27 protein-coding genes are annotated in these 24,187 nt (G+C 68.7%); 4 read left to right on the forward strand and 23 right to left on the reverse strand.

The genetic code is table 11. The annotated features are described in order from the left end of the window. Positions 1-49: 49 nt before the first annotated feature. The 3 genes from dprA to QQX02_RS01545 are packed head-to-tail and all read right to left on the reverse strand — an operon-like array spanning position 50 to position 3,170. The gene (gene dprA / locus QQX02_RS01535) at positions 50-1,303 is read right to left on the reverse strand and encodes a DNA-processing protein DprA (RefSeq protein ID WP_301140780.1); all 1,254 of its coding nucleotides are present in this window, start codon (positions 1,301-1,303) and stop codon (positions 50-52) included. After that, a complete protein-coding gene (locus tag QQX02_RS01540) occupies positions 1,300-2,817 on the reverse strand; it encodes a YifB family Mg chelatase-like AAA ATPase (RefSeq protein ID WP_301140781.1) in 1,518 nt (505 codons plus the stop codon). Before QQX02_RS01540 ends, dprA begins: the two co-directional genes overlap by 4 nt. Continuing rightward, the gene (locus tag QQX02_RS01545) at positions 2,814-3,170 is read right to left on the reverse strand and encodes a YraN family protein (protein WP_301140782.1); all 357 of its coding nucleotides are present in this window, start codon (positions 3,168-3,170) and stop codon (positions 2,814-2,816) included. Before QQX02_RS01545 ends, QQX02_RS01540 begins: the two co-directional genes overlap by 4 nt. A 347-nt stretch (positions 3,171-3,517) precedes the next feature. Here QQX02_RS01545 and QQX02_RS01550 point away from each other — a divergent pair, with 347 nt between their 5' ends. After that, complete coding sequence (locus QQX02_RS01550; protein WP_301143623.1) at positions 3,518-4,144, forward strand: recombinase zinc ribbon domain-containing protein; 627 nt, start codon at positions 3,518-3,520, stop codon at positions 4,142-4,144. Here the strand turns inward: QQX02_RS01550 and QQX02_RS01555 are convergent. After that, on the reverse strand, positions 4,131-5,282 hold the full coding sequence (locus QQX02_RS01555; RefSeq protein ID WP_301140783.1) for a hypothetical protein: 1,152 nt from the start codon (positions 5,280-5,282) through the stop codon (positions 4,131-4,133). The genes QQX02_RS01550 and QQX02_RS01555 overlap by 14 nt on opposite strands. Positions 5,283-5,365: 83 nt before the next feature. On the opposite strand from QQX02_RS01555, the gene QQX02_RS01560 reads away from it, so the two are divergent. After that, the gene (locus QQX02_RS01560; RefSeq protein ID WP_301140784.1) at positions 5,366-5,956 is read left to right on the forward strand and encodes a hypothetical protein; all 591 of its coding nucleotides are present in this window, start codon (positions 5,366-5,368) and stop codon (positions 5,954-5,956) included. A 151-nt stretch (positions 5,957-6,107) separates the two neighbouring features. Then, positions 6,108-7,016, forward strand: a complete 909-nt coding sequence (locus QQX02_RS01565; RefSeq protein WP_301140785.1) for a hypothetical protein — start codon at positions 6,108-6,110, stop codon at positions 7,014-7,016. 232 nt (positions 7,017-7,248) lie between these two features. Here QQX02_RS01565 and QQX02_RS01570 read toward each other — a convergent pair whose 3' ends face one another. After that, on the reverse strand, positions 7,249-7,908 hold the full coding sequence (locus QQX02_RS01570) for a recombinase family protein (RefSeq protein ID WP_301140786.1): 660 nt from the start codon (positions 7,906-7,908) through the stop codon (positions 7,249-7,251). A gap of 86 nt (positions 7,909-7,994) precedes the next feature. On the opposite strand from QQX02_RS01570, the gene QQX02_RS01575 reads away from it, so the two are divergent. Continuing rightward, positions 7,995-8,714: a hypothetical protein gene (locus QQX02_RS01575; RefSeq protein WP_301140787.1), complete on the forward strand. Its 720-nt coding sequence runs from the start codon at positions 7,995-7,997 to the stop codon at positions 8,712-8,714. A 79-nt stretch (positions 8,715-8,793) separates the two neighbouring features. Here QQX02_RS01575 and QQX02_RS01580 read toward each other — a convergent pair whose 3' ends face one another. From QQX02_RS01580 to ffh, 18 genes are all read right to left on the reverse strand, one after another. Continuing rightward, positions 8,794-10,206, reverse strand: a complete 1,413-nt coding sequence (locus QQX02_RS01580; RefSeq protein WP_301140789.1) for an MFS transporter — start codon at positions 10,204-10,206, stop codon at positions 8,794-8,796. After that, complete coding sequence (locus QQX02_RS01585) at positions 10,203-10,793, reverse strand: ArsR/SmtB family transcription factor (RefSeq protein ID WP_301140791.1); 591 nt, start codon at positions 10,791-10,793, stop codon at positions 10,203-10,205. The genes QQX02_RS01580 and QQX02_RS01585 overlap by 4 nt, the downstream gene beginning before the upstream one ends. 128 nt (positions 10,794-10,921) lie before the next feature. After that, the gene (locus QQX02_RS01590; RefSeq protein WP_367304222.1) at positions 10,922-12,547 is read right to left on the reverse strand and encodes an MDR family MFS transporter; all 1,626 of its coding nucleotides are present in this window, start codon (positions 12,545-12,547) and stop codon (positions 10,922-10,924) included. Positions 12,548-12,590: 43 nt separating this feature from the next. Further along, positions 12,591-13,244 (reverse strand): TetR family transcriptional regulator, encoded by a 654-nt coding sequence (locus QQX02_RS01595; protein ID WP_301140792.1) that lies wholly within the window; start codon positions 13,242-13,244, stop codon positions 12,591-12,593. 61 nt (positions 13,245-13,305) lie between these two features. Beyond that, complete coding sequence (locus tag QQX02_RS01600; protein WP_062134871.1) at positions 13,306-13,632, reverse strand: DUF2469 domain-containing protein; 327 nt, start codon at positions 13,630-13,632, stop codon at positions 13,306-13,308. Between the two features lie 69 nt (positions 13,633-13,701). Then, positions 13,702-14,379 (reverse strand): ribonuclease HII, encoded by a 678-nt coding sequence (gene rnhB / locus QQX02_RS01605; RefSeq protein ID WP_301140793.1) that lies wholly within the window; start codon positions 14,377-14,379, stop codon positions 13,702-13,704. After that, complete coding sequence (gene lepB / locus QQX02_RS01610) at positions 14,379-15,005, reverse strand: signal peptidase I (protein WP_301140794.1); 627 nt, start codon at positions 15,003-15,005, stop codon at positions 14,379-14,381. The genes rnhB and lepB overlap by 1 nt, the downstream gene beginning before the upstream one ends. Before the next feature lie 91 nt (positions 15,006-15,096). Beyond that, entirely contained in the window at positions 15,097-15,444 is a 348-nt protein-coding gene (gene rplS, locus QQX02_RS01615; RefSeq protein ID WP_062137053.1) for a 50S ribosomal protein L19, read from the reverse strand. Between the two features lie 168 nt (positions 15,445-15,612). Continuing rightward, positions 15,613-16,293: a tRNA (guanosine(37)-N1)-methyltransferase TrmD gene (gene trmD, locus QQX02_RS01620; RefSeq protein ID WP_301140795.1), complete on the reverse strand. Its 681-nt coding sequence runs from the start codon at positions 16,291-16,293 to the stop codon at positions 15,613-15,615. A 2-nt stretch (positions 16,294-16,295) separates the two neighbouring features. Next, positions 16,296-16,835, reverse strand: a complete 540-nt coding sequence (gene rimM, locus QQX02_RS01625; RefSeq protein WP_301140796.1) for a ribosome maturation factor RimM — start codon at positions 16,833-16,835, stop codon at positions 16,296-16,298. Positions 16,836-17,049: 214 nt separating this feature from the next. After that, a complete protein-coding gene (locus QQX02_RS01630; RefSeq protein WP_301140797.1) occupies positions 17,050-17,280 on the reverse strand; it encodes a KH domain-containing protein in 231 nt (76 codons plus the stop codon). A 2-nt stretch (positions 17,281-17,282) separates the two neighbouring features. Further along, positions 17,283-17,837 (reverse strand): 30S ribosomal protein S16, encoded by a 555-nt coding sequence (gene rpsP, locus QQX02_RS01635; RefSeq protein ID WP_301140798.1) that lies wholly within the window; start codon positions 17,835-17,837, stop codon positions 17,283-17,285. A 159-nt stretch (positions 17,838-17,996) separates the two neighbouring features. Next, on the reverse strand, positions 17,997-18,674 hold the full coding sequence (locus QQX02_RS01640) for a hypothetical protein (protein ID WP_301140799.1): 678 nt from the start codon (positions 18,672-18,674) through the stop codon (positions 17,997-17,999). Between the two features lie 60 nt (positions 18,675-18,734). Beyond that, positions 18,735-19,493 carry an FAD:protein FMN transferase gene (locus QQX02_RS01645; protein WP_301140800.1) on the reverse strand — a complete coding sequence of 253 codons (759 nt, stop codon included), beginning with the start codon at positions 19,491-19,493 and terminating at the stop codon, positions 18,735-18,737. A gap of 30 nt (positions 19,494-19,523) precedes the next feature. Further along, a complete protein-coding gene (locus QQX02_RS01650; RefSeq protein WP_301140802.1) occupies positions 19,524-20,000 on the reverse strand; it encodes an FMN-binding protein in 477 nt (158 codons plus the stop codon). Positions 20,001-20,004: 4 nt separating this feature from the next. Further along, a complete protein-coding gene (locus QQX02_RS01655) occupies positions 20,005-21,360 on the reverse strand; it encodes a ferredoxin reductase family protein (RefSeq protein ID WP_301140804.1) in 1,356 nt (451 codons plus the stop codon). Positions 21,361-21,474: 114 nt separating this feature from the next. Further along, entirely contained in the window at positions 21,475-22,557 is a 1,083-nt protein-coding gene (locus QQX02_RS01660) for an amidohydrolase family protein (protein WP_301140805.1), read from the reverse strand. Continuing rightward, positions 22,557-24,146, reverse strand: a complete 1,590-nt coding sequence (ffh, locus tag QQX02_RS01665) for a signal recognition particle protein (protein WP_301140806.1) — start codon at positions 24,144-24,146, stop codon at positions 22,557-22,559. Before ffh ends, QQX02_RS01660 begins: the two co-directional genes overlap by 1 nt. Positions 24,147-24,187 lie beyond the last annotated feature (41 nt).

Below are 24,187 nucleotides of genomic sequence, written 5' to 3' on the forward strand. Positions count from 1 at the left end.
CGTCACACCTGTCATATCAACCCCTCTTGTCACATTCGTCACATCAATCTCATGCCTCACGCATCTTTTGTCCCGTTTCGTCCCTTTCTTGACGGGGCCGTGGGCGCTCCCGGGCGCCGAAACGTTTCGCCTGCGGGGGCGACGCGCGACGCCATCCAGTGCCGTCCCGGTGGACTGCACCGGCGAGCTCCAGTCGCCCGAGGGCGGCCCTGACCTCCGCCAGTGTGAGGCCCGCGGTGGCGGAGAGCCCCTCCACGGCCTTCGCCCGGTGCCCGAGCGCATCGAAGACGGCGCGGTCCGCGGGGGCCGCGAACTCGGGCATCGCCCGGTTGCTGCCCTCACCACGCCCGGCACCGCCGTCGATGGCGTCGCCTTCGCGAAGCTCGATGGGCCCCGCCAGCTCCAGCACATCGGCGCCGCCGGTCACCAGCACCGCCATGCCGTCGCGGATCAGCCGGTGACAGCCTGCGGACGTGGCACTCGTCACGGGGCCGGGCACCGCCGCGACGGGGCGGGCGAGCTCGGCCGCACGGTTCGCGGTGCTGAGCGCGCCCGACCGCCCCGCCGCCTCGACGACCACGGTGGCGGTCGCACAGGCGATGAGGCGGTTGCGGGTGAGGAACCGCGACCGATGCGGTGCCCACCCTGGCGGCACCTCACTCACGATCGCACCCTGGTCGAGCACTCGCGTGAGCAGGTCGCCGTTGCCCGCCGGGTACAGGCGGTCCACCCCGCCCGCCATCACGGCGAGGGTGCGACCCCCGGCCGCGAGCGCACCCCGGTGAGCCGCCGCATCGATGCCGTAGGCGCCGCCTGACACCACCGACCAGCCGTGATCGGCCGCGTGGGCGGCCATGGTGCTGGCGATGTGATCGCCGTAGGACGTCGACGACCTCGCGCCGACGATCGCCACCGATCGCGGCAACAGGGCGGCCAGGGGCTCGACGCCTCGCACCCAGAGCGCGAAGGGCGCCCCGCGCCCGAGCGCGTCCACCGCCGTGGGCCACTCGGCGTCGTCGCGCACCACCACGCGCGCGCCGCAGTGATCGGCGCGTTCACGAAGGTCATCCGAGCGTGCCCCCTCCCGCCGTCGCGCCCACCGCTCGCTCGCGCGCACCACGTCGGTGATGGTGCGCTCCGGCGCGCTGCCCGCGAGCATGATCGTGGCCTCGACGACATCGCGTGCGGCGACGTCCACCCACTCCCGTGCCGCATCCGGGCCGAGCGTGGAGATGAGCCAGCCCGCGGCCTCGTCCGCCGGCTCGGCGAGCGCACTCCACTCGATCCACGCATCGGCGCTCATGCGGCCGACCCTCGCGACCGCAGGGTCATCGCCTGAGCCACGTCGTCCTCCCCTGGCTCGTCCGCCTCGCGCAGGTCCGCGAGCGTCCACGCCAATCTGAGAGCCCGGTCCGCGCCTCGCGCGGAGAGCACTCCCGTGTCGAGAGCCCTCCACACGGGAGTGACCGCGCGCGGAGGCGTGTGGCGGCGCAGCCAGGCGCCGGAGGCCTGGGAGTTGAGGGACCACCCGTGAGACGAGAGCCGGGCGCCCGCCCTCTCCCGAGCCCGTGCCACTCGCGCGGCCACCTCCGCCGAGCTCTCGCCTGGCTCGTCGGCGCCGCGGCGCACGGGATGGACGTCGACCTGGATGTCGACGCGGTCGAGAAGCGGTCCCGAGAGCCTTCCGAAGTACCGCCGCCGGACGATCGCGCTGCACGTGCACCGCGTGCCGTTCCCATAGAAGTGGCCGCAGGGACAGGGATTCGCGGCGAGCACCAGTTGAAATCTGGCCGGATAGCGTGTCGCGCCGCTGGCCCGGTGGAGCACGATCTCGCCGCTCTCGAGCGGTTGGCGGAGGGTCTGGAGCACACGGGCCGGGAACTCGGGAGCCTCGTCCAGGAAGAGCACCCCCGCGTGGGCGCGAGAGATCGCGCCGGGGCGCGCCAAGCCGCTGCCCCCGCCCACGATCGCCGCCGCCGAGGCCGAGTGGTGCGGCGCCTCGAACGGTGCCCGACGCATGAGCCCGCCGGAGACGTCGAGCGAGCCGGAGAGCGAATGGATCGAGGTCGCGGCGACGGCATCGGCGTCCGCAAGCGGGGGCAGCACGCTGGGCAGTCGGCACGCCAGCATCGTCTTGCCGGCGCCGGGTGGCCCGGTCATGAGCAGGTGATGCCCGCCGGCGGCGGCGACCTCGAGCGCCCAGCGCGCCTCCCCCTGGCCCCTGACCTCACTCAGGTCCGCCTGAGACTCTGCCATCGCTGGCACTGGCGGTGACGTGACCGGCTCACTGGCCGACGCCACCGCATCGGCGCTTCCGTAGGCCCGAGCGAGCTCGGCAAGGGAGGCGACGGGGTGCACCTCGGCGCCCGGCACGAGCCTGGCCTCGTCGGCGTTGGCCCACGGCACGGTCACCGAGGGCATGCCCGCGCCGACGGCGGCCGCGACTGCGGGGAGGACGCCAGCGATGGGCCGCACCCTCCCGTCGAGCCCGAGCTCGCCGAGGTGCGCTCCCGCCCCCGCCCGCGCAGGGTCGATCATCCCCGCCGCCGCGAGCACCGCGACCGCGATGGCGAGGTCCGTGGCCGACCCGCGCTTGGGCAAGGACGCGGGCGAGAGGTTCACGGTGATGCGCCGCTGCGGCCAGGAGAGCCCTGAACTGGCGACCGCAGCACGCACGCGGTCGCGCGCCTCGGTGAGCGACGCATCGGGCAATCCCACGATGGTGAAGGCTGGCAGGCTCGACCCGATGTGGGCCTCGACGTCGACCACGTGCCCGTGGAGACCCGCCAGCACGATGGCCCGTGACCGGCCGATCACTCGACGCCCCGCACGTGCTCGAGCTGAGCGGCCCCTGCCGCCGGGAGCGTCACCGCGACCACGTCGATGCGCGCGTCGGAGAACGTGCGGCTCTGCTGCCGCAGCCACGCCGCCAGCAGTGCGCGCAGGCGAGCCACCTTCGCCGGCGTCACCGCCTCGAGAGGCGAACCGCACGCGTCGGTGCGCCGCGTCTTGACCTCGACCGCGACCACCGCGTGCCCGTCGACGGCCACGATGTCGATCTCGCCGCGAGCCACGCGCCAGTTGCGCGCGAGCACCTCCCAGCCGTCCTCCTCGAGCCGCCGCGCCACGACCTGCTCCCCGTGCCGACCCACCGCGTCCTTCGCCGCCATGTCCCACCTCCGCGGCCCACGGTGGAGGGTTCGTCCGGCCGATGCGCGGGAGCCTGGGGCGGGCGGGGGATGAGTCGAGCGCGGCGAACGCTGGGGACGGCGCTACTGCGGTCGTCTAGGTCGCGCCCCGCGCACCGGCGAGATCTGGCGCGTAGCAAGTCTCCGTCCGGTTCGCCGCAACCGTGCCGTGCTCGGAGAATCCAAAACTCGGTGAGGTCAAGTGGGAGCCAGTCGTAGACGTTGAGACGTTCGACCGGCTCGTCCGCATCTTCTCGGACCCGGAGCGACGCAAGACCATATCCCCCGGCGTGAAGGGTGGGCGGTACTCACTTGGCGGAGGCCTCTGCGTGTGTGGCCTATGCGGTGCATCCCTGACGAGCTACAAGCGGGGGAAGGAGCGCAGCAACCGTGCGGGCCTCCGATGCGCGAAGCACACGGGCGGTTGCGGTCATCTGACGGTGGACTACGAACGCCTAGAGTCGTACGTCTTCGACACCGTGATCGCCTCTCTCGAAGAGAACCCCCGTTGGCAGCAGCGCTCGGCTGAACAGGACCCTGCCCATGACGCCGAACTGGCCCGTCTGGAAGGTCAGAAGGCCAACCTCGAAGAACACGCACGTCGCGCACGGTCACTGTTCGTCGAAGGACTAATGCCCGAACAAGAGATGCGCCAGCAGGTCACGCGCATCAACACCGAACTGGAGTCGCTGAACGGTCGCATCGACTCGATGCTCGGCACGACTGTCCTCAGCGCGGCGATGGCCGATGGTCTTGACTGGCGCTCATGGAACGTGTCCAGACGCCGCAACTTCATCCGGCTGCTAGTTGCTCAGGTCGTCGTAGATAAGTGGCCGGAGGGGATGGCTACCGGCCTTCCAAAGCGAGCCAGCGAGTCCGTTGACGACCACCGTGCACGAGTCGAGGCCCACCAGCGTGAGGGCATACGTCAGCGCGTGACCATCAAGACGAAGTAGACGCCGGCACCACGTAGGTGGCGAAGATGCTGAGCAGTACCAACGCCACCCCGACCGGAGCCCACATAACGACGCGGGGAAGCAAGTGGGGTCGTGCGGCTTTCGCTCCGTCTACGAACCGCTCCCACCTGGACGTTTTAGCCGCGAGAAGCCCAAGGCCCTCGTCTTCTGGACCGAACAATCGCCCCCGCGGTGCACCGGCAAGTTCGGCGAGAGTGCGAGGGATCTGCTCGACATTGCCGTTCAAGTAGTTCGCGTACACCGCCATGAATCGCGACATCGCCCCGAGACCCGCGACGAAAGGAAGTACAGCGGTCAGCCGCCACACCAATGGCACCTCTATCAGCGGCAGAGCCAGGAGGACCAACGGGTAGCAGATCATGAGGACGGCTGCGTAGCCCAGGACCCGAATAATCAATGAGTAATCGTCACTCGCCTTCACCCGCGCGAACTCGGCCCGTGCGGTGGCAGACTCTGCGATCGACTTGGTGACCACCTCCCGCTTCTGGCGTTCCTGTTCCCGAGCACGACCCAGTTGCTTCTCAAGTTCTTCGTTGGCCCGCTCGACGTCGGCGTCTACCTCCCTACGCAACTCCTCAACCTCGCCCCAAAGGAGGAGCGACCGGGCAGCCATCCCTTCCAAGGTCACCAGATACGCATACTTCCACAGGTACTGATCAGCCATGCGCTTTCGTATCGGGATGCGTTGTGCCACTTCTTCCCACGTGACCACCACATTGGAAGTCCTCCCTAGAAGGTCGAGTTCGCCTTCGTACTCTGCTAGCAGGTCGATCCTGGTCTCGCATCGCTCCTTGAATGCGCTCCGCACAGCGGTTGACGCGCTGAAGGCATGGGTTTCGACGAGGTAGTCGACGTCAACGTGGTGCGCGATCTCGTCGTAGACAGCGCCCTCAGTCGCGAGGACTTGACCCTCGAGGCGGTTCGCGTTCCGAGCAAGTTCTTCCGCACTTATTTCGTCTCGCTCCAGGTGCAGATCTGCGCTCTCAGACGCAGCCTTCGAGATGTCAAAGTCGCGGCGGCTGGACACGAACCTAGCTACGGCCATGCCACCGACGATGGCGACGATGGCAGCGCCGGACTGCATCATCGCGGATAGGAGCCAGTTCACGTCCGTCATGTGCGCACACTAGCGGCACGGCGTGTCGCACTCACGTGTCAGACCCTCGGGCGACCCTTAGAGAAACGAGAGCGTGGACCATCATGCCCAAGACAATCCTTCACCGGGACGTCACCGACCGTTGCGTGTGCTGCGGCATGCTCGACACGTTCAACTTCACGAACGCACACGACGTCGCTCAGTGTCGCGCGTGCAAGTCTCACCGATTTAGTGCAACGACGATCCCCAAGAAACAGGATGACGACCATAAGGCACGGTGGCGTGCGAAGTACGACAAGGACACCACCGAACTGAATTCCACCGTCAACGCCCTCAAATCCGAAGTGGCCAAACAGCGCGCAATCATCAAGGACTACGAGAAGCAGCTCGACGCGAAGTATGAGGACTTGCCTCCCGATGTCGTAGAGCGGTACTACGTGAATGACCTTGTGCGCGAAGCCCACGAGGACCGGGCGAAGGCTTGGTACGCCAGGGATATGGCCATGCTCGCGCTCACGAGGATCGAGGGCGTGCACAATCCGGTCATCTCGAAGGACGAGTGCAGTTGCGGTGAACCTCTCGACGACTGCAAGGTCGGCCTCGCACTCGAAGCACAACAGCCCCACCTCTTCCAGTGGCAGAAAAAGCGGCGGGAGGCCGGGAAACTCAGTGACGAAGACGACCCGCGTCTCTAGCGGCGATTCACGGGGACCCGTATAGGCACCCAACGACGACGGCCCGTCGCGCTCATCTGGGGCGGGCTGTCGTCGCGTCTGAGCACGTTGAAGCCGCGGCGGGTCCAACTAGCCGGGCGGCGGCGTCCGCGTGGCTCGGTAGGGTGTCGACATGGCTGAGGACGTGACCCAACCCGGAGCGCCGGAGGTCACCGAACGCCCGTTCTTCGACTGGGCCCGGTTTCGGTCAACCCTCGGAATCATCGGTGTGTTCGTCGCGCTCCTCTCGCCTGTCTACGTACTCATCCGCGTCATTACGCTTGCGCAAGGCGATATGGATGCCGCCTCCGTAGTATTGGCGCGCACCGACTTCGCACGATTCGCGATGGCGTCAGCCGCGTACGTCGTGCCGCTCGGTGCACTTCTAAGCGCACTGTCCATCCCACTCTTCTTCAGGAACCGGCTCGCCGCGCTGCAATGGGCCGCCTTCGGAACCATGGGGCTTTTTGCAGTCGTCACATTCACAACGACGGAGGACGGGGTTACACGCTGGCTCGTGGGCGCAGTGTGGGCCTTCAGCGCGCTAGTCATGCCGATGGCTCTTTGGGACATCAGTGAGGCAATGAAGCGCGAGAACAAGACGTACTTCCAACTCTCGCGAGACACTTTTTTCCCGTCAAGGTCGTCGCGCCAGCGGGGCAGACGGGGCAGTGCGCTTCGCAGAGCGTTCGAGTCGCTACTCATGCCGGTCGGCGTTATTGCCGTACTCGCCTCGCTGCTTTTTGGCCTCTTCCAGTCTGCGTTTTCAGCGCAGCCGACGGCATGGATTGGCTTCGACGGCGAGAGCTACCCCTTCGCAACCACCTGGCTCCAGACCGGCGATGGCGGCACGTACTATCTGCGTCAGGACACACCCGAAGAGGGCTCGACTATCCAGTGGCATCGGGGTGACCCGCTGTTCATCGTCTATTGCGATATTCGGCCGCTCGTCGAGCCCGACGGTGCGCACTGCGACACCAATGGAGACGGGATCCCACCGGAGCCATCACCTTCCGCAGGTTCATCCTCGCCAGCACCATAGTGTAAAGGCATGGTAAACTGAAGCGTTCCTTGCTTGTGGACAGCATCTAGCTTTGGACACTCTCTCGCCAGGACGCTCCTTGCATGCATTGCACCAATCGCTACAACCTTGTTGCTGCTGCTTCGAGAAAACTGGAAGGAGGTACTGACTATGACAGCAAGTATCGTCACGCTCATCACCTTCGTCGGAGCACCACCCCTGGGAGAGATGTTGTCCAGAAGCAAGGAACCAGTCAGCGAATGACCTTGGCGATGTTCGCCTTCGTCCACGCCTGAGCCTTCCTCGGACTGAGGCCACGCTGGGTGAGGTCATCCGCGCTGGCCTGCCAGTCGTGACCCGCACGGCGCATGGCTTTGGCCTCGGCCAGTACGCGCTGCTCCCCCGGCACGGGCCTCTGCTTGGAGAACCCATACAGGTACGAGCCACTGGGGTGTCCGCCCTTGGAAGCTTTGGCTTTGCGGCCATCCCGTGGTCGCTTGACCGTCACCGCGCGGTCGAGTTCAGCGAAGACGCCGGCCATCTGGCGCATGGCGGTTCGCATCAGGCCATCGGGATCGTCCTCCGGCACACGGCCCGTGTCGGCAGCGTGGACCTGTGCGCCGTATTTCCAGCACTCAGCGAGAATCGCCTCCTGCGTCGTCAACGCTCGGGCCAAGCGGTCCAAACTGGCAACGACCAGAACATCCGCGAGGTCATCCCGTAGAGCGGACAGACCGTCCATCAGCGCCGGCCGTTCGGCTGACAGCAGCGTCCCGGACAAACCTTCGTCCTTGTGAACGTCCACGACCTCGAGGCCAGCCCGCTTCACGTAGTCGAGGAAGAGTCGTTCCTGCACGTCGAGTCCGTAGCCGTCGAGCGCTTCGCATTGGGTCAAGACCCGGACGTAGGTCACAGCATCCGTGGTCGAAATCAACTGGGTGCGGGTGTCGATGTCAACCGTCGGTGCTGGTCGCTAGGCTCTCGGCAGGAGGTCGGAGCATGTTGAAGAGACCAAGTTTCTGGGTGCCGTTGGGGATTGCCCTGACCTTGGCCGCCGTACTCGCGTTCGTAGTCGACGACGCGTTTGGGAAGAACATCTCCACCTTCGTGCAGGCAGTCGCGACTCTGATTCTCGTGGCGGTCACGACTTCGTACGTCGTGGCGACCTATGGAATCGCGCAGGTCTCTGAGGAGCAACTGGAACTCCAGAAGGCGCAGCGCGGTCTCGACGCGGTCACGGAACTTTGGAAGGAGTTCTCGGAGACGCAGATGCTGGCGCGGATCGTTCTTACCGACGCGAAGCGCATGCATCGCATTGCGAAGAAGAACGTGAACCACTTCCCCTCCGTCAGCACGCAAGCAGAGGGCCGCAGGGAGCAATTGGCCGCGTTCTCCAGGACCTTCAACCGGCTTTCACTCCATATCCCGGAGGCCCTCGTCGAGCCGGGTCAGCGGGTGGTCAGCGCCTACATGGACTCCTCTTTGGTGAGTAGCCTCGTCAGCGACGAGATCCAACGTGCGATCGTGAAGACGAGCGCCGATGGCGGTGGGTTCGATGCGGAGGCCTTCGGCGCGTATTGGGACGAGATGGCGGAAGTCGTCTGGGCCGATGTGCCGACATGGAGCAACTTCGACCTCGGGCCCCAAGAAGATAGGCTCGAGGGTGCCATGAGCGCCTTCACCACCGCTGCGCGCGACTATGTGAAGCCGGAGAAGTGAACCTCTTCTGAAGAAGCAGTTCTCGGCCGCCGATCGGTAGTCACTGAGAATTCGCGGACCGGCCGAGCGCCTCCACCAGTCAAGAACGTCGAGGAGCCTGGGGCACCGTGACGCCAGCTCCGGCGGGACGCACCTCCTCCACAGGTTCGGCGTCGGAGACCACCTGCGTCGCGTCCGTGTCGTTCTTGTCGTCAGCGGGCATGTGCGCATCGGCGCTAAGGAGCAGCCGACCGGCGATCAGCGACACCAGCACGGTTCCCGCGCCGCCGATCAGGTAGGGCAGCTGCAGGTCGACGCGGGCGACCCAGCCGCCCAGCATCGTCGCCACCGGCATGAGACCCCACGTGACGGTGCGCGCGGCGCCGAGCACGCGGCCCAGCATGTGCCCGGGGATGATCGACTGCCGCAGCGACCCCCACGGGACGTTCCACATTGCGATGCCATACGCACTCGCCGAGTACGCCAGGACGGCGACCCACGCGTTGGGCGCCAGCCCCACGCCGACGAGTCCCACCCCACCGGCGATCGCCGCTCCCAGCATCGTCCTGCCGCGGCCCAGGCGCACCACTACGCGACCGGCCGTCAGCGCGCCCGCGACGCCGCCGAGCCCGATGCCGGCGGTGACGATGCCCACGAGCTCGGCGGTCACTCCGTAGTGATCGACGAACAGCAGCACGGTGATCGCCTGCGCGAAGGCAAGGAACCCACCCACGAGCGAGGTGACCAGCACCATCGACCGCAGGTAGCGGTGACGCCAAAGGAAGCCCAGCGCCGCGCGCAGCGGGACCGCAGCCGGAGCCTCGCCGGATCGGTCGCCGTCCCCCGCATCGGCCGCCGGAAGTTCAGACCGACCTGCCCGCGCGGCTGTCGCCGGCAGGAGCAGCACCAGGGCGCCCGCGATCAGGTAGCCGGCCCCGCTGACGACCATGGGCAGCACGATCGCCAGCGAGAACAGCACGCCCGAGACGGGCTGGGCGACGAACATGTCCACGCCCACCTGGGCGGCCTGAATGCGGCCGTTGGCCTTGTCGAGGCCGCGGCGGCGCACCAGTGACGGCAGCACCGCGTTGGTGGCGTTGTCGAAGAGCGTCTCCCCCAGTCCGAACACCAGCACGGCGGCGGCGAGCACCCACAGCGTGATCTGGTCCGTGGCGATCGCGAGCGCGACCCCTGCGGCGGCGACCACGCGCACCACCGAGGCGGCGGCCATCGCGTGTCGACGGTCCACGCGGTCGACGATCATTCCGGACGGCACGCCGAAGATCAGCCAGGGGACATATGCAAGCGCGGTGAGCACGGCGATCGCGATCGGGTCCGTGGTCAGTCCGACGGCCGCCAGGGGTATCGCGAGCCGCGCGATGCCGTCCGACAGATTGGAGCCGATGGCCGCGCCCCAGAGCCTCCCGAAGTCCTTGCCCAGAGCCGGCCCCTTCGACGACGAGTCGTTCGCAGACGGGTCCGTGGCAGCGACCCGGGTCGCGGCGGCGCTCATGACCCGTCCCCGTCCACGCCGACCACCGGGAAGGCATTCACGTGCAGCGCGACGACCTTGGCCTCGGGCGGTTCCTCGCGGTCTCGGAAGGGCGTGAGCCGCTCGGAGACGAACGCCTCGACGGCGTCGGTCAGCTCGTCGAGCTCGTGCGCCGTCATCCGCACGCTCGCGGAGATCAGCATCGACGAGTCGACCCATGCGGGACCGAGTTCCGCCTCGCCGCGCCGCAGGAACGTGTCGACGTGGCGCGCGCGCTGATCCGCGAACTGGCGCGCGACCAGGATGGTGGAGTCCATGGCGGCGCGGTCCTCGCGCATGTCCGTCGCCGCGAGGGTCAGGCCGCCGGGAACCATGCGCCACCACCGCTCACGCCCGGTGCCGCGATCGGGGTCCTCCTCGACGAAGCCGTGCCGCGCGAGCTGGCGCAGGTGGTAGCTGGTGGCGCCCGAGGACTCCCCCAGCCGGTCCGCGAGCAGCGAGGCGGTGGCGGGACCCGCCATGGCCAGGCTGTCGAGGATGTCGACGCGCAGCGGGTGCGCGAGTCCCTTGAGTGCTGCGGCGTCGAGTCGACGCTGAGGTGTGGTCATGTGCACGACGATATCCTTGCAAAGACTTCTTTGCAAGACTTTCTTTGCAACCTACCGACGCGCACGCCTGCGGGAGTCCTGTGCTTCCTCCCGGAGACGCGGGGACGGGACGATGAGTCCTCACGTTCCTACGTCGAAGGGCGGGCGGGGACCAGCGCCGGGTCGCGGTTAGCCGGGCCTGCGGAGGCCTCAGCAGGCACCGGCGCGTCGCGATCGATCTCGCGCTCGATCCGTGTCGCCAACGGCGCCTCCTTCACGAAGAGCAGCAGCACGAACGACACCAGCGACAGCGGCACCATCAGGAGGAAGACCGGCGTGAGAGCGTCGTTGTACGCCCCCACGATCACGTCGCTCAGTGCGTCCGGCAGCTGCTGCACGAGCGCGGGGGTGAGCGAGTTCGTCCCACCCTCGAGCGCTCCCCCGCCGGCGGGCAGCCGGTCGGCGAGCAGCCCGACCAGGCGCTCCGTGAACAGGGCGCCCACGATCGCGGTGCCGAGCGAGGCGCCGATCTGCCGGAAGTAGTTGTTGGACGCCGTGGCCGTCCCCACCATCGACACCGGGAAGGTGTTCTGCACCACCAGCACCAGGATCTGCATCGACAGCCCCAGGCCGGTGCCGAGGACCGCGAGGTACGCGCACACGTGCCACAGGGCGCCGTCCGCGGTCAGGGTCGACAGCAGGTACAGGCCCGCCCCGATGAACACCGACCCCACGATCGGCAGCACCTTGTAGCGACCGGTGCGCGTGACGGCCCGGCCAGCGGTGATGGACGTCACGAGCATCGCGCCCATCATGGGGGCCATCAGCAGTCCAGCCGTGGTGGCGCTCACGCCCGCGACCATCTGCAGGTACGTGGGCATGTAGCCGACGGTGCCGAACATGCCGACACCCACCAGCAGGCCGGCGGCCGTGGGCAGCACGAAGTTGCGGCGGCGGAATAGCGCGAGCGGAATCACCGGCTCGCTCGCGCGGCGCTCCACCGCCACGAACGCCAGCGCGGCCGAGGCCGTGAGCACGATCAGGCCGATGATCTGCGGCGACCCCCACGCGTACTGGTGGCCGCCGAAGCTCGTCATGAGCACCAGCGACGTCGAGGCGATCGTGAGCAGGACCATCCCGCCCACGTCGATCCTGCGCCCGGCGCGGGGACGTGCAGGAATCTTGAGGAAGAGCACCGCAGAGGCGATCGCGAGAGCACCAAGCGGGAGGTTGAACCACATCACCCAACGCCATCCGATGGACTCCGTGAACCAGCCGCCGAGCAGCGGCCCCGTCAGAGTCGCGAACGCGAACACGCCACCCATCACCCCCATGTAGCGGCCACGCTCTCGCGCCGGCACGACATCGGCGATGATCGCCTGCGCGAGCACGAACAGCCCGCCGCCGCCGAGGCCCTGGATCACGCGGCCCACGATCAGGGAGTCCATGCCCTGGGCCAATCCGCCCACCACCGAGCCGGCCAAGAACAGCCCGATCGCCGTGATGAACAGCCCCTTGCGGCCGTACAGGTCGCCGAGCTTGCCGTAGATGGGCATGGTGACCGTCGCCGCCAGAATGTAGGCGGTCGTCACCCACAGCATGCGATCCACGCCGTCGAGCTCGCCCACGATCGTGGGCAGGGCAGTCGCGAAGATGGTCTGGTAGAGCGCCGCGAGCAGCATCGCGGTCATGAGGCCGATGAACATCAGCAGCAGCTGGCGCCGGTCGGGCGTCTCGGCTGGCGTCTGGTCTCGGGTGTGCGTGGGGTGGGACACCGTCATTTCCTCGTCTGTTCTGCCGCCGGTCGGGCGGCGTGCGTCACGCGGTCGGCGCCTGGGTGAGGCGCCGCACGCGGGGAAAGTAGTCGTGAATGAGCGAGGCGAGCGGGGCCTCGCCGTCGCCGGCGAGCCAGCCGCGAGCCACCACCTGAAGCGCGCCCATGGCGATGGACACGGCCATGGCGGCCTCGATCTCAGCGTCCGCATCCGAGAGACCCGGACGGGTCGCGTCGAGGCGCTGACGCACGATCTCGGCGTACTGCGCCCTGGCCTCGGTGATCCGCATCATGTTGAGCGCCGCGAGCTCTGGCGTGGCGTCGAGGAGGCGGCGGCGCTGACGGAACAGCTCGCGGTCGGGCTCCGCGTCCGTCCACACCTCGGCCATCATGACCGCGAACGCCTCGACGTCGGAGACGCCGGTGGCGGCGACGAACGCGGCGACCTGAGCCTCGTCGGGCATCGGCTTGCCTTCCCCCAGCACCGCGGTCTCGCGGCTCGGGAAGTAGTTGTAGAACGTCCGCGGCGAGATGCCGGCGGCATCGCAGATCATGTCGACCGTCACCGCGTCGTACCCGTGCTCGAGGCCGAGTGCGATCGCCGCACGCCGAGTGGCGTCGCGGGTCTCGCGGCGCTTGCGCTCGCGCAGGCCTTCGGGCTTGGTGTCCGATGCGGCGTCGGGCGCGCGGACAGCCACGAGCTCAGTCTGTTGCATAGTCTGCATATTTGCAGAGTGTGCAACGAACTGTCAAGTGGCGCTAGCGCGGCCTCAGGTGGCGGATGTCGGGAATCGCGCCATCGTCGGTCGACAGCTCCTCGATGTTGACGTCCTTGAAGGTCACCACGCGCACGTTGCGCACCAGCCGCGCCGAGCGGTACACGTCCCACACCCACGCATCGGTCATGGTCACCTCGAAGTAGACGTCGCCGCCAGACGCGCGCACCTGCAGGTCCACCTTGTTGCACAGGTAGAAGCGTCGCTCCGTCTCGACGACGTACTGGAACAGGCCCACCACATCGCGGTACTCGCGGTACAGCGCCAGCTCGGCGTCGGTTTCATAGTTCTCGAGGTCCTCGCTGCTCACCGGACCATCATGGACACAGACGGCCGATGCGCGCATCCGGCGCGCCGGGACCATCCCCGGCGACTGCGGTCAGGAGGGCAGCTTCCAGCTGCGGCGATGCAGCGGCGTGGGCCCGAGAGCGCGGATCGCGTCGAGGTGGCTCGCGGCGCCGTATCCCTTGTTGCCGTCCCAGCCGTACTCGGGGTGGTCACGGTGAGCCGCGGTCATGATCGCGTCGCGCTCCACCTTCGCGATCACGGACCCGGCAGCGATCGATGCGCACAGACCGTCTCCCTTGATCACCATCGTGACGGGCGGGACCGGCACACCGGCCGATGCGCGTGGGGGCTGGTCGAACAGGGTCACGGGCGGCGGGGTGAGCCAGTCGTGCTTGCCGTCGAGGAGCACCGCGTCGACGGTCACGCCGGCATCGGCAATCGTGCCGAGCGCGCGCATGCCCGCGAGCCGGAGCGCCGCGATGATGCCGTGCTCGTCGATCTCCGCGGGGCTGGCGTGGCCCACGGCCCGCGCCAGCCCGAAGCCGGCCCCCGCGAAGGTGGCGAGCGCATCGGCCATCGCCAGACGCTTGGGGAGGGACAGCTCCTTGGAGTCCGCGAGGCCGTCTGGCCAGGCGTCGCACCGCTCGACGGCGCAGACACCCACGGAGACGGGGCCGGCCAGCGCTCCCCTGCCCACCTCATCGATCCCGGCCACCACGGTGGCGCCGGCGTCCCACAGGGACGCCTCACGTGCCAGCGAGACCGGCATCAGTCCTCGACGGCGTCCGGGTTCTCGTACGGGTTGCCGAGCGTCTGCCACTGCTGGAGCGGCCACACCGTCACGAAGGCGGTGCCCACGATCGAGCTGATCGGCACGGAGCCGCCACCGGGATTGCCCTGGTGAGCACGCGAGTCGGCTGAGTGTGGGCGGTTGTCGCCCATCACCCACACATAGTTCGCGGGCACGGTGGTGGTGAAGTCGGTCTCGGAGGGAACGATGCCGTCGACGAGGTAGTCCTCGTGCAGCGGTTCGCCGTCCACGAGCAGACGTCCGTCCGCGTCGCAGCACTCGATGGTCTCGCCGGGCAGTCCCACCACGCGCTTGACGAGGTGCTCGCCCGCATCTTCGGGAAGCAGTCCGGTGAACGTCAGCACGGTCTTGCCTGCCGCCTCGAGGGGCGTGTCATCCGAGTTGTCGACGGGCTCGAGCCAGCCACCGGGATCCTTGAAGACCACGATGTCTCCGCGGCGCAGGTCCAGCACGCCCGGACGCCACTTGGTCACGAGAATGCGGTCGTTCAACTGAAGCGTGGGCTCCATGGATCCCGAGGGAATCCAGAACGACTGGAAGAAGAAGGTCTTGAGCACCAGCGACAGCACGAGAGCGCTGACCACGATGATGAGGAGCTCTTTGCCCCACCCCCACAGACGACGACCGGCGGAGGGCTGCTGCCCTACCGCCGGTGCGCCGTCAGTGTCGCTGATGTCAGTTCTCGCGCTTCTCGCGAATGCGCGCAGCCTTGCCGCGGCGGTCGCGCAGGTAGTACAGCTTCGCGCGGCGGACGTCGCCGCGGCTCACGAGCTCGATGTGGTCGATCGTGGGGGTGTGCACCGGGTAGGTGCGCTCCACGCCCACGCCGAACGACACCTTGCGGACCGTGAAGGTCTCGCCGATGCCCTGGCCCTGGCGGCCGATGACGGCGCCCTGGAAGATCTGAATACGCGAGCGGGTGCCCTCGACGACCTTCACGTGCACCTTGACGGTGTCACCGGGACGGAAGTCCGGCACGTCGTCGCGGAGCTGGCCCGCGGTGATGTGGTCAAGCTTCTGCATGAGATTCTTCTCCTCGCGCACGCCACAGGTCCTGCACGGTATCTGCCTTGCGGCATCTGATGGTTGCTGTGCGCAGCGGATTTCGCTCGACCCCCTGTGGCAGGCAAGAGCGCCGCACGCACCGAGGAGCAATTATGCCACAGGCGCCGCCCGTGCGCGGCGCGATTCCTACCCGAGCAGGTCGGGGCGTCGTTCACGCGTGCGCGCGAGCTGCTGATCGTGTCGCCACTGCGCGATCTTCGCGTGGTGACCGCTCAACAGCACCTCAGGGACGTCGAGACCGCGCCACGAGGCGGGACGGGTGTAACTGGGGTACTCGAGCAGGCCATCGGAGTGGCTCTCCTCGACGATCGACTGCGCGTTGCCCATGAAGCCGGGGATGAGCCGCGTGATCGCCTCGATCATCGCGAAGGCCGCGACCTCTCCCCCATTGAGCACGTAGTCGCCGAGCGACACCTCGCTCACGCTGAAGCCCGCCTTGGCGTAGTGCTGGGCGACGCGCGCGTCGATGCCCTCGTACCGCCCGCAGGCGAACACCAGCTGACTCTCGGTGGCGAGCTCCGCGGCCTGTCCTTGCGTGAACCGTGTGCCGGCCGGGCTGGGGATCACGAGGTGGGCGCCGGGCTGCAGGACGTCGTCGAGCGCCGCACCCCACACATCGGCCTTCATGACCATGCCGGCGCCGCCGCCGAAGGGCGCGTCGTCCACGGTCCCGTGGACGTCGTGGGTCCAGTCCCGCAGGTCGTGCACGTGGGTGTCGACCAGCGCGGCCTGGCGGGCCTTGCCCAGCAGCGACACGTCGAGCACCTGGAAGAACTCGGGGAAGATCGTCAGGACGTCGATCCGCACGGTCAACTCGCCCCGTGGGTCTCGCCGGTGGCCTCAGGCGTCTCACCCGAGAGCAGCCCGTACGGAGGCGTGAGCGTCACGGTGCCGGCGTCGATGTCGACCTCGGGCACGAACTCCTCGACGAATGGCACCATCGCGCGGTGGCCGTCGGGCTGCTTGATGACCAGCAGATCCTGGGCGGGCATCGACAGCAGGTCCACAACCTCGCCGAGCTTCTCGCCGTCGGGGCGCACCGCCGCCAGACCGACCAGCTCGTGGACGAACCACGCGTCGTCCTCGTCGGACTCCTCTGCGTCGATGACGAGCTCGACGCCGCGCACGGCGTCGGCTCCCTCGCGCGTGGTGACCTCATCGAAGCGGACGTACCAGCGACCGGACTGCGTGCGCACGGACTCGATGGTGAGCGGTCCTGCGGCGGCGGGCTCCGTCTCAAGCGCCTCGCCCGGCACCAGCCGCTCCTCGGGGATGTCCGTGTGCAGCTCGACGCTGACCTCGCCTTTCAGTCCGTGGGCACGGCCGATGCGCGCGACAGTCAGTTTCATGGCACCCAGGGTACGGCGCGGTCGACCGCAGGGAGTGCACGGGCGTCTCGGCTGTGCGTCCGTGCAGGACCTGCATCGGGGGCTTCCGGACTGACGAGCCAGCACATCGTCAGTGCACAGACTGCACAGCGCGGAGCAGGCACGCGAAAGGGCCCCTGCCGCACGGCTTGGATTCAAGCGGTGCGCGGCAGGGGCCCTTGTCGCGTGCGTGGCGTCAGTCGACGTCGACGATGTTGACGCGGACGTCATCACGCGCGATGGCGTCGATGACCGTACGGATCGCCGTCGCGGTGCGGCCACGACGGCCGATCACGCGAGGAAGGTCCTCCGGGTTGACGACGACGTTCAGCGTGGTGCCGCGGCGACCATCGCGCTCCGTCACGGTGACATCATCCGGGTTGCGGACGATGCTCTTGATCAGGAACTCCAGCGCGTCGACGACCATCGCTACTTGTCCTCGGAAGCGGGCTCCGGCTCAGCCGGCCCAGTGGCCTCGTCGGACGCGGGCGCTGCAGCGGCAGCATCCTCGGCAGGCGCGGCATCGGCGACGGCAGCCTTCTCGGCCTCAGCCTTCGCCGCCTCATCGGCCTCAGCCTTGGCGGCCGCATCGGCCTCCTGCTTGGCCTTCTCGTCGGCAGCGGCCTTCTCGGCCTTCAGCTTCTCAGCGGCGTCGGAGTTGGCCTGGATCTGGTCAGCGGGCGACAGCTTGCCTGCGGCCACCTCGACCGTGCTCTTCGAGTCCTTGTCGCCCTTGAACGTGCCCCAGTCGCCAGTGAGCGTCAGCAGCTTGCGGACCTGGTCGGAGGGCTGGGCGCCCACGCCGAGCCAGTACAGCGCACGCTCGGAGTCGATCTCGATGACCGAGGGGTTCGCGAGGGGGTGGTAGATGCCGATCTCCTCGATCGCGCGACCGTCGCGCTTGGCGCGGCTGTCGATCACGACGACACGGTAGAACGGGGCCTTCTTCTTGCCAAAGCGCTTGAGGCGAATCTTTGCAGCCATGATGGCTTCTCCTTGTGTATTCGGTGTGAGCCGGCGCACGCCACCCGGGGAAAGGTGGGCAGCGGTTGCTGGCAAGACGAATAGCCGTGGCGGGTAGAGGGCCGCTACGACCAGCCCCCTATTGTGCCAGATCCGTCACCTCGCGAGCAACGGCGCGCGTCAGCCGGCGGCGATGCCTGCGATGTACGGCTGCACGACCGCGGTGACGACGCCGTCCTCGAGCCGCAGCCACACCCCGCGGTTGTCCCCCGTGCCTGGGGCGTTCGTCGCCTGCGGGAAGCCCGCTGCGGTGATCGGCTCCCACTGGGTGGACGCCAGGAACGCCTCCGCGCCCGCGGCGATCCGCAGCGTGCGCTCGTGCACCACATCGTTGTTGACGACGTGATTCGCCAGCACGCCGCGCTCGTCCTCGTCGGTCTCGGTCGCGGCATACGCCTCGAACTGCTCCGTGCCGGGACCGTAGACGCATGCGACGTCCACGGTGACGCGGAACTCGTCGTAGTCGACGACGAACGCGTACCAGTCGCCGTCGGGCAGGGTCTCCGCCTCTTCGTCCGCGCAGCCTGCCCCGAGGGCGCCGTCGTCGCCCGGCTCTCCGGACATCGCCACGAGGTGATGAAGGCCCTCGGACACCAGAGTCGACGCGGAATCGGCGGTGTCGCTCGCGTCGCTTCCGCCCTCGATTGCGTCGATCGCTGACGAGTCCGCCGCGGTCGAGACGTCCGTCTGCAGCTCCGCTTGCGCAGGCGCGCTGTCATATGCCGCGGGCTCGCATGCTGCGAGCACCAACGCGCCAGCGAGCACCAATGCCCGCCGGGGATTGTTCATCGTTGCCATCGATTTCCCCTCGGCTCAGCCGTGTGCCCGTCAATCTAGCGCAAGATTGAGAATGCCGCATCACGCCCGTGCGCGCTCCCAACCGGGGCTCGACTGCGCGTGCACCTTGCCCTCGAGGGTGCGCAGCGCCATCACATCGATACCGTTATCGACGGCGAGCTTCAGCGTCCGCTTCCCTCCGGCGACGATCGCGGTCGCCCAGGCGTCGCACGCGACCAGGTCGCTCCCCCGCACGCTGACCTGCGTGTAGTGCGTCGCGGCTGACCCCGTCCGCGGGTCCCAGATGTGGCCCGGTCGGTGCGCGTCGCCGGACGTGGCGAGGGCCGATGCGCGGGCATCGAGCACGGTCGTGCTCACCATCGGCGCCGAGGACAACGCTGCAGCGTCGCCGCGAGGGTCCGCGATCCCGACGCGCCAGCCGCCGTCGGCCGGCCCACGGCCGTGAACGACGACGTCGCCCGCACATCCCCACAGCCACCCGGATGCTCCGAGCAGTCCGAGCCGCCACCGCACCCGCTCCATCGCCCAGGACTTGACGATGCCGGTGGGGTCGATCGCGCCGGAGGGACTGCGCGCGTCGAAAGCCCCCGAGGTCTCGTCGCGGAAGCGCTCGCACAGGTCGAGCACCTCGGCCACGGCAGGAGGCGCATCACCCACTCCGCAGTCTCCCCGCGACAGGCGCGAGATCCACGAGTCCTCACGATACGGAGAGAACACGTCGTCGACCCACCTCAGGTCGGACTCGACGTGGCTCATCACCGCGTCGAGCGACTCGGGAGCGACGTCCCCCTCCGCCTCCAGGCGAAAGTCCATGGTCATCGCGGTGACCGTGCGGGAGGCCGCCATGCCCTACAGCCCTGCGTCGTCGAACGCCGCCTGCGCGGACTCGACCATCGCGGGCGACGTGTAGCTGGCGCCAGACACGTACTCGACGTCGGCGCTCTGCGCCTCGAGGAAGCGCTCCTCCAGCACCGGCAACGCCATCCCATTGACGCGCCGCGACTCAGCGGCCTCCGTCCCCGCCACGGGGAACTCGACGTCAACGACCTCGCCGTCGACCACGTGCAGCCGCACCTGGTAGTCGCCGCGGATGTTGGTGACGACCGGTCCGTCGATGGTCTGCTCGGCGCTGTCGCCCGTCGCATCGTCGTCGGGCGCGGCGTCGTTGTCAGGCGCGTCCTCGGTCGGCGCGGCCGCAGGCTCCTCCCCGGTCGAAGGCTCCTCCCCTGGCGACAGCTCCTCCAGCGGGCTCGGCGCCGCGGCCCACCCCGCCGTCAGGATGACTGCCGACGCTCCGCCGACCATCACCGCTCGCGATGTCCTCATCCCGTCACCACCCGAACTCTTCGCGATGCACGGCGTGGGGCGGAATGCCCGCCGCCTTCGCATCGGCCTCGACCTGCAGCGCCCACGGACGCGGCCCGCAGATGTACACATCGGTATCGCCCGTCCGCTCGACGAGATCGCCGAGCACGCCGGGCCGCTCGCGCGTCCCCCACGTGTCCCCGCGCGGTCCCAGCATCAGCTCGAGCCGCGCCCCCCGGTCAGCAGCGAGCGCCTCGATCTCCTCCAGGAGCGGCGCCTCGTCGCGCGAGCGCGCCCGAATCACCACGGTGACGTCGTCCCCTGGCTCCGCCTCCTCGAGCATGGCTCGCACGGGTGTGACGCCGATGCCTGCTGCGACCAGCAGCAGCGCGTCGCCGGTCCTGGTCGCATGCGTGAACACCCCGAGCGGACCCTCGGCGAGCACGCGGGTGCCGGGCTCGAGAGCGCGCACCCGTGCCGAACCATCGCCCGAGGCCTTCACCGTGATGCGCAGGCGGTCGCGAGGGGCGGCCGAGAGCGAGTACGGGTGCGACTGCGTGCGCAGCCCCGGCGCGAGGAACCGCCACAGGAAGAACTGGCCGGCGCTGGCGCGCAGGCGCTCGAGCTCCCGACCCGTGAGAGTGACCGTGGTGGAACCGTCCGGGCGGGACTCCACCGTCTCCACCGTCAGCCCATGCCGCCGCATCAGCACGAGCGGCCGGATCAGCCTGAATGCCACGAACGAGCCGATCGACGCGGTCCACAGGGTCGCCCAGAACCACCACGCGAGGCCTCCCGAGCGGAAGGTGGAGCCCTCGAGGAACTGGTGCGGCACCGCGAATGCGACCCCGAGATACACCAGCATGTGCACCGCGTGCCAGCGCTCATACGGAACCCGCAGCCGCACCGCCGCGACGGACGTCACGAGCACCACGAAGAAGGCGGCCGCGGCGATCTGCGCGAACAGCATGAACCATCCGTAGTCCCGCCACGCCAGCGACTGCTCCACGAAGGAGCGCCCGTCGTAGATGCCCGACATGCCGGTCATCAGCGCCAGGTGCACGAACAGCAGGATGATGGCGACAGGGCCGATGCGGGTGTGCCGGGCGATTGCGCGGTCGTGGCCGATGGCGCGCTCCACCCATGGCGCACGGGAGGCGAGCAGCACCTGCGTCATCATCAGCACCGCGGCGATGATCCCGAGCGCACGCCCCAGGGTGTAGAACCAGTCCGTGGTGGACTCGGCCAGCAGCCCGCCCGAGGCGATCATGAGCGCGATGCCGCACGCGCTTGCGAGCCACATCGCCGCCTCGAGGCCGTCGACCCACCACCCTCGGCGCTCGGCGGCCCGGGCGCGCATGCCCGTCGTCGTTGCTGTCACGTCTCTCCCCTGGTGTGCGCGTGCGGAACGCGGTCAGTATCCCCCGGGCGACCCTCGGTTGTCAGCGCCCGTCCGCGAATTCTCAGGAGACCATCAGCATTCGCCCGGGCGCGATCACGCGACCCTGTGCCCCCGCAGCACCACGTGCGTGGGGCTCGCGAGCGCGCCGATGTCCTCGCGGGGGTCGTCCGCATAGACCACCAGGTCCGCACTGGCCCCCTCGGTGAGGGTGTCCGCGCCCAGGAATGCTCGCGCGCGCCAGCTCGCCGCCGCCACCGCATCGGCCGCAGGGACGCCCGCCCTGACGATCTCGGCCGCCTCGCGAGGAAGCAGACCGTGCCCCAGCGTGCCGCCCGCATCGGTCCCGACCAGGAGCGGGACGCCCGCCTCCCACAGTGCGCGCACCTGCTCGTAGCGGCGCGCGTGCATGCCGCGCATCCGCTCGGCGTAGCGCGGGAACCGGGCCTCGCCCGCGTCGGCATAGGCCGCGAACTGATCCACCTGCAGCAGCGTGGGCACCACGGGGATTTCGGCGGCGGCCGCCACGCGCATGTGCTCCTCGGTCATCCCGGTGCCGTGCTCGATGCAGTCGATGCCGGCGTCGAGCAGCGGGCCGATCGCCTCGTGGGAGAAGGCGTGGACCGTCGCCCGGGCTCCCTGCGCGTGGACGGCCGCGAGCGCCTCCGCCAGCTGGACGGGGCTCCACAAGGGGGTGAGGTCGCCCTCCTCGCGGTCGATCCAGTCGCCGATCAGCTTGATCCAGCCGTCCCCCTTGCGGGCTTCGTCGACGGCGACCGCGGTCAGGTCCTCCGGCTCGATCTCACGCGCGTAGTGCCGCAGGTATCGCTTGGGGCGCGCGATGAACCGCGCGGCACGGATCAGCCGCGGCAGGTCGGTGCGCTCGTGCACGAACGAGGTGTCGAGCGGAGAGCCAGCGTCGCGGATCAGCAGCGTGCCCGCGTCTCGGTCCACCGTCGCCTGCTTGGCGGCCAGGTCGCGGTCCGTCGCACCGCCGGAGTCCAGGCCCACGTGACAGTGGACGTCGACCAGGCCGGGGATGACGGTGCCGGGCACCGTGGTGACCACGCCGCCGTGCCGCGGGCGCTCGTACGTGATGCGCCCGTCCAGCACCCACGCCTCGGCGCGGACGTCATCGTCACCGACGACGACGGGCCCCGTGAGGTGGAGTGCGGGCACTACTTGAGGTACTTGCTCAGGTCCGCGTCGACGGACGACGGATCGAAGTCCTCCTGCTTGCCCAGGCCGAAGGCGCTGCCGGGCGCCGCCTGCTTGGAGGCGCGGTTCTTGGCCGCCGCCTCCTGCTGGGCGCGCTTGGCCGGGTTGCCGGACTTGCCCTTGACCTTGCGCTGGGGCGCCTGCTTGCCCTTGGACTTCTTGCCGCCCGGCATGCCGCCCCACGCGCCGGGACCGCCGCCCTGACCGGGCAGCTGCGGCATGTTGCCGCCGTTGGCGTTGATCGCGCGCATCATCTGCTGCGCCTGCTCGAAGCGCTTGACCAGCGAGTTGATGTCCGCGACGGTCATGCCCGATCCCCGCGCGATGCGCGCACGGCGGGAGCCGTTCAGGAGCTTGGGGTTGTCGCGCTCGAGGGGCGTCATCGACTGGATGATCGCCTCGGTGCGCACCAGCTCGCGCTCGTCGAAGTTCTCGATCTGGTCGCGCATCGCGCCCATGCCGGGCAGCATGCCCAGCATCTTCTTCATCGAGCCCATGTTCTTGAGCTGCTGCATCTGCGACAGGAAGTCCGTGAAGGTGAAGTCCTCGCCCTTCGAGACCTTCTCCGCCATGCGGGCGGCCTCGTCCTGGTCGAAGGCCTTCTCGGCCTGCTCGATCAGGGTGAGGACGTCTCCCATGTCGAGGATGCGCCCCGCCATGCGATCGGGGTGGAAGACCTCGAAGTCGGTGAGCTTCTCGCCGGTGGAGGCGAACATGATGGGGCGGCCGGTCACCTCGCGCACGGACAGCGCCGCGCCGCCGCGCGTGTCGCCGTCGAGCTTGGTGAGCACCACACCCGTGAAGTCCACGCCCTGCTGGAAGGCGGTCGCGGTGGCGACGGCGTCCTGGCCGATCATCGCGTCGATGACGAACAGCACCTCGTCCGGCTCGATCGCCTTGCGGATGTCCGCGGCCTGCTTCATGAGCTCGGCGTCGACGCCCAGGCGGCCGGCGGTGTCCACAATCACCACGGAGTGCTGGCGCTGCTCGGCCTCCTTGAGACCCTTCTTGGCGACCTTGACCGGGTTGCCGCGCTCGCGCTCTCCCTCGCGCGTGACGCCCGGCTCGGGTGCGAACACCGGCACACCTGCGCGCTCGCCCACGACCTGAAGCTGGTTCACCGCGTTGGGGCGCTGCAGGTCCGCCGCCACCAGCAGCGGGGTGTGGCCCTGCTCCTTGAGGTGGTGAGCGAGCTTGCCCGCCAGGGTGGTCTTTCCGGCTCCCTGGAGACCCGCGAGCATGATCACCGTGGGCCCGTGCTTGGCGTGGCGGAGCTGGCGGGACTCGCCGCCGAGGATCGCGATGAGCTCCTCGTTGACGATCTTGACGACCTGCTCGCCCGGGTTCAGCGCACCGGAGACCTCGACGCCCAGCGCACGTTCGCGCACGTTGCCCGTGAAGGTCTTCACGACGGACACGGCGACGTCGGCGTCGAGCAGTGCGCGGCGGATCTCGCGGATGGTGCCGTCGATGTCCGCCTCGGTCAGCCTGCCCTTGCCCCGCAGGTTGCGGAAGGTGGAGGTCAGGCGGTCAGAGAGGTTCGCGAACACAGGTGTCCCTTCGAGGAAAGCGTGGCCACCAGCCTACCCGG

Source organism: Demequina muriae (assembly GCF_030418295.1).
Lineage (GTDB): Bacteria > Actinomycetota > Actinomycetes > Actinomycetales > Demequinaceae > Demequina > Demequina muriae.